4 protein-coding genes are annotated in these 5,013 nt (G+C 71.7%); all 4 read left to right on the plus strand.

All coding sequences use genetic code 11. The annotated features are described in order from the left end of the window. Positions 1-270: 270 nt before the first annotated feature. The 4 genes from K6I33_RS31710 to K6I33_RS31725 all read left to right on the plus strand — a co-directional run bounded on the left by K6I33_RS31710 (position 271) and on the right by K6I33_RS31725 (position 4,834). Positions 271-2,823, plus strand: a complete 2,553-nt coding sequence (locus K6I33_RS31710; protein ID WP_229358001.1) for a sensor histidine kinase KdpD — start codon at positions 271-273, stop codon at positions 2,821-2,823. 91 nt (positions 2,824-2,914) lie between these two features. Beyond that, positions 2,915-3,604, plus strand: a complete 690-nt coding sequence (locus K6I33_RS31715) for a response regulator (protein ID WP_126916471.1) — start codon at positions 2,915-2,917, stop codon at positions 3,602-3,604. Between the two features lie 87 nt (positions 3,605-3,691). Next, positions 3,692-4,090, plus strand: coding sequence for an OB-fold nucleic acid binding domain-containing protein (locus K6I33_RS31720; protein WP_229358002.1), 399 nt, complete (start codon positions 3,692-3,694; stop codon positions 4,088-4,090). Positions 4,091-4,093: 3 nt separating this feature from the next. Beyond that, a complete protein-coding gene (locus K6I33_RS31725; RefSeq protein WP_229358003.1) occupies positions 4,094-4,834 on the plus strand; it encodes a DUF3159 domain-containing protein in 741 nt (246 codons plus the stop codon). The last annotated feature ends 179 nt before the right edge of the window (positions 4,835-5,013 follow it).

A 5,013-nucleotide genomic window follows, 5' to 3' on the forward strand; every position in this document is an offset into this window, starting at 1 on the left:
GGAGGACGGAAACCCGTTGCGGCGGTGTACCGGGGATCCCGGCCGCGTCATTGTCGCCGGGCGCCCGGAACGCCGCACCGGGTTTCCGTCCTCCCGGCCGCCGTCGCGCCTCCGACCTGCGGACGGACGGTTACGGCCCGCCGCGTCAGGACTGCGTCAATACCTGCCCCCCGACCGGCTCCCGCCCGAAATGTCCAAAACCCTGGTCGTAAGGTCATGAATACGCGGCAGCCTGCACACCGCCGCGACTCGTGAAAGACAATAGGGGCCATGGGACGCGGCAACCTCCGGATCTACCTCGGCGCGGCACCGGGCGTCGGCAAGACGTACGCGATGCTCTCCGAGGCGCACCGTCGCGCGGAGCGTGGCACCGACATCGTGGTCGGCTTCGTGGAGCACCACGGCCGCCCGCGCACCGAGGTCATGCTCCACGGGCTGGAGGAGGTGTCCCGGAAGGAGCTCGTCTACCGGGACTCGCGCTTCACCGAGATGGACGTGGACGCGATCCTCGCCCGCCGCCCCGCCGTCGCCCTCGTGGACGAGCTCGCCCACACCAACGTCCCCGGCTCCCGCAACACCAAGCGCTGGCAGGACGTCGAGGAGCTGCTCCAGGCCGGCATCGACGTGATCTCGACCGTCAACATCCAGCACCTGGAGTCGCTGGGCGACGTGGTCGAGTCGATAACCGGCGTCCGCCAGCGCGAGACCGTCCCCGACGAGGTCGTGCGCCGCGCGGGCCAGATCGAGCTGGTCGACATGTCGCCGCAGGCCCTGCGCCGCCGCATGGCGCACGGCAACATCTACAAGCCCGACAAGGTCGACGCGGCCCTCTCCAACTACTTCCGCCCCGGCAACCTGACCGCCCTGCGCGAACTGGCCCTGCTGTGGACGGCCGACCGGGTCGACGAGTACCTGCGGCAGTACCGCACCGAGCACGACGTCTCGACCATCTGGCACGCCCGCGAGCGCATCGTCGTCGGCCTCACCGGCGGCCCCGAGGGCCGTACACTCATCCGCCGCGCCTCCCGCATGGCTGCCAAGGGCTCCGGCAGCGAGATCCTCGCGGTGTACATCGCCCGCAGCGACGGGCTGACCTCCGCCTCGCCGAAGGAGCTGGCGGTCCAGCGGACCCTGGTCGAGGACCTGGGCGGCACCTTCCACCACGTCATAGGGGACGACGTCCCGGCCTCGCTGCTGGAGTTCGCGCGCGGGGTGAACGCCACCCAGATCGTGCTCGGTTCCAGCCGCCGCAAGACCTGGCAGTACATCTTCGGGCCCGGCGTGGGCGCGACCGTCGCCAGGGACTCCGGCCCCGACCTCGACGTCCACATCGTCACCCACGACGAGGTCGCCAAGGGCCGCGGCCTGCCCGTCGCCCGCGGCGCCCGGCTCGGCCGGGGGCGGATCGTGGCCGGCTGGCTGGTCGGCGTGGCCGGCCCGGCGCTGCTCAGCCTGCTGCTGACGCGGGTGGTCCCGGACCTCGGGCTCGCCAACGACATGCTGCTGTTCCTGTGCACGACGGTCGGCGCGGCCCTGCTCGGCGGCGCGTTCCCGGCACTGGCCTCGGCGGCCTTCGGCTCGCTCCTGCTCAACTACTACTTCGTCGAGCCCGTCCACCAGTGGACGATCACGGACAGCAAGAACATCGTCGCGATCACGATCTTCGTCTTCGTGGCGATCTCCGTGGCGTCCGTCGTCGACGTCGCCGCGCGCCGCACCCACCAGGCCGCGCGGCTGCGCGCCGAGTCGGAGATCCTCTCCTTCCTCGCCGGCAGCGTCCTGCGCGGCGAGACGAGCCTGGACGCCCTGCTGGAGCGGGTCCGCGAGACCTTCGGCATGGAGTCGGTGGCACTGCTGGAGCGCGCCAGCGAGGTCGACCCCTGGACCTGCGCGAGCAGCGTCGTCACCAACAACGGCAAGCCCCTGCTGCGCCCCGACGACGCGGACGTCGACATGCCCGTCGGCGACAACATGGCCCTCGCGCTCTCCGGCCGGGTGCTCCCCGCCGAGGACCGCCGGGTGCTGGCCGCCTTCGCCGCGCAGGCCGCGGTCGTCCTGGACCGGCAGCGGCTGGTGGACAAGGCGGAGGAGGCCCGCACGCTCGCCGAGGGCAACCGCATCCGCACGGCCCTGCTGGCCGCCGTCAGCCACGACCTGCGGACCCCGCTGGCCGGCATCAAGGCGTCCGTCACCTCGCTGCGCTCCGACGACGTCGCCTGGTCGGACGAGGACGAGGCCGAACTGCTGGCCGGCATCGAGGACGGCGCCGACCGGCTCGACCACCTCGTCGGCAACCTCCTCGACATGTCCCGCCTCCAGACCGGCACCGTCACCCCGCTGATCAGGGAGATCGACCTCGACGAGGTGGTCCCGATGGCACTGGGCGGCGTTCCCGAGGGCAGCGTCGTCCTGGACATCCCCGAGACGCTGCCGATGGTGGCCGTCGACCCCGGCCTGCTGGAGCGGGCCGTGGCGAACATCGTGGAGAACGCGGTCAAGTACAGCCCCGACGGCTCCCGGGTCCTGGTGTCCGCCAGCGCCCTGGGGGACCGGGTCGAGGTGCGGGTCGCCGACCAGGGGCCCGGCGTCCCGGACAGCGCCAAGGACCGCATCTTCGAGCCCTTCCAGCGCTACGGCGACGCGCCGCGCGGCGCCGGCGTCGGCCTCGGCCTCGCGGTCGCCCGCGGCTTCGCCGAGGCCATGGGCGGCACGCTGGCCGCCGAGGACACCCCCGGCGGCGGGATGACCATGGTCCTGACCCTGCGGGTGGCCGCCGGCCGGCCGCCCGTGCGGCCGGACCTCCCGGCCCAGGCCACCTCGTGAGGCCCGGGCCGGGGCGCGGCCCCCGCAGCAACTCCGACGGAATCCCGGGACCCCGTGGCGGGGCCCGCATGAACAGCAGAGGTGGTTCGGTATGAACCGGGTGCTCGTGGTGGATGACGAGCCGCAGATCGTCCGCGCGCTCGTGATCAACCTCAAGGCGCGGAAGTACGAGGTCGACGCCGCGCCCGACGGCGCCACCGCACTCCAGCTCGCCGCCGCGCGCCACCCCGACGTGGTCATCCTCGACCTCGGCCTGCCCGACATGGACGGCGTCGAGGTGATCAAGGGCCTGCGCGGCTGGACCCGGGTGCCGATCCTCGTCCTCTCCGCCCGCCAGACCTCCGACGAGAAGGTCGAGGCGCTCGACGCGGGCGCCGACGACTACGTCACCAAGCCGTTCGGCATGGACGAGCTGCTGGCCCGGCTGCGGGCCGCCGTGCGGCGCGCCGAGCCGACGGGCGTGTCGGCGGCGGGCGACGACGCGATCGTCGAGACCGAGGGCTTCACGGTCGACCTCGCGGCGAAGAAGGTCAACCGCGGCGGCAAGGACGTACGCCTCACACCGACGGAGTGGCACCTGCTGGAGGTGCTGGTACGCAATACGGGCCGTCTCGTCAGCCAGAAGCAGCTGCTCCAGGAGGTCTGGGGACCGTCGTACGGGACGGAGACGAACTACCTGCGGGTCTACATGGCCCAGCTCCGGCGCAAGCTGGAGCTCGACCCCTCGCACCCGAAGCACTTCATTACAGAACCGGGGATGGGGTACCGGTTCGAGGGGTGAGGGGGTGGCCCCGGCCCGGGTGAGCCCGTCCGCGCCGGGCCCGTCGAGGCTGATCCCGTTCGCGTGGGCCCCCGGTACGCTGGGGACATGAGTGCCGTACCCCGTTCCGAGAAGCCGACCGGCCGTTTCCGCCGGATGCTCGACCGGCTGTCCTCCTCCCAGGAGGAGCTCCATCACGCCGAGCTTCAGCAGGACACGGAGGCCACGGGCTGCACCCGCATCTGCGACTGCGACGACCGTGACATCGTCAAGGTCACCGGTACGCTGCGGACGGTCACCCTCCGGCCCCGCGCCGGGGTGCCCGCGCTGGAGGCGGAGCTGTTCGACGGCTCGGCCGCGCTCGACGTGGTCTGGCTGGGCCGTCGCTCCATCGCGGGCATAGAGCCCGGCCGTAAGCTGATCGCTTCCGGCCGGATCTCCATGAGCCGTGGCCGGAGGGTGCTGTTCAATCCCCGATACGAACTCCGACCGCTCGGACAGGAGTAGCCGTTGCCGTCCTACGACAAGCCGACGGATCAGCAGGAAGCGACGCGGGACGCGCAGGGCGGCGCGGACTCGAGGGCGGCCACCGAGGCCGCCCTCTTCGAGGCCTTCGGCGGCGTGCGCGGCATGGTGGAGACCACCGTCCCCGGTCTGGTCTTCGTCGCGATCTACACGGTCAAGCGGGACATCCACGTCGCGGCCATCGCCGCGCTGGGCCTCTCGCTCCTCCTCGGCGTCGCCCGCCTGGTCCGGAAGGACACCCTCAAGCACGCCTTCAGCGGTGTCTTCGGCGTGGCCTTCGGCGCGGTCTTCGCGATGATGTCCGGCGACGCCAAGAACTTCTACCTGCCGGGCATGCTCTACACCCTGGGCCTGGCGGTGGGCTACATCGTCTCCGCCCTGGCCGGCTATCCGCTGATGGGCCTGATCCTGGGCCCGGTGTTCAAGGAGAACCTCTCCTGGCGCACCCGCAACCCCGGCCGGAAGGTCGCCTACACCAAGGCCAGCTGGGCCTGGGGGCTGATCCTGCTCGCCAAGTCGGCGGTCCTCTTCCCCCTCTACTGGTGGGGTGACGTCACCCAGCTGGGCTGGGTGAAGGTGGCCCTCGGCATTCCGCCGATGCTGCTGTCGGTCTATCTGACCTGGATCTTCCTCTCCAAGGCCCCGCCGCCGATCGACGTCTTCGCGGAGATGGAGGCGGCCGAGCGCGCGGAGCGCGAGCGCGAGGCCGAGGCGACGGCCCGCTAGCGGCCGCACGGTGCCACACGGCCTGAACGACGCGAGGGCCCCCGGCGGACCGCTTAGGTTCTAGTGGTCGTTGCAACACCCCAGCCCAGGGGTGCTGCGATGGACTTCGAGATCCGTGACCGGTCGATCATCCGGGGCCCGAAGCCGTTGACGGAAGAACGGCGCGTCTACCTTGAGCT

It is taken from the genome of Streptomyces sp. UNOB3_S3, from assembly GCF_020740895.1.
In the GTDB taxonomy this organism is placed as follows: domain Bacteria; phylum Actinomycetota; class Actinomycetes; order Streptomycetales; family Streptomycetaceae; genus Streptomyces.

What these genes read in the sequence shown, in the direction of transcription:
- K6I33_RS31715 (WP_126916471.1), top strand. Translation starts at nt 2,915, where the DNA reads ATGAACCGGGTGCTCGTGGTGGATGACGAGCCGCAGATCGTCCGCGCG.
- K6I33_RS31710 (WP_229358001.1), top strand. Translation starts at nt 271, where the DNA reads ATGGGACGCGGCAACCTCCGGATCTACCTCGGCGCGGCACCGGGCGTC.
- K6I33_RS31720 (WP_229358002.1), top strand. Translation starts at nt 3,692, where the DNA reads ATGAGTGCCGTACCCCGTTCCGAGAAGCCGACCGGCCGTTTCCGCCGG.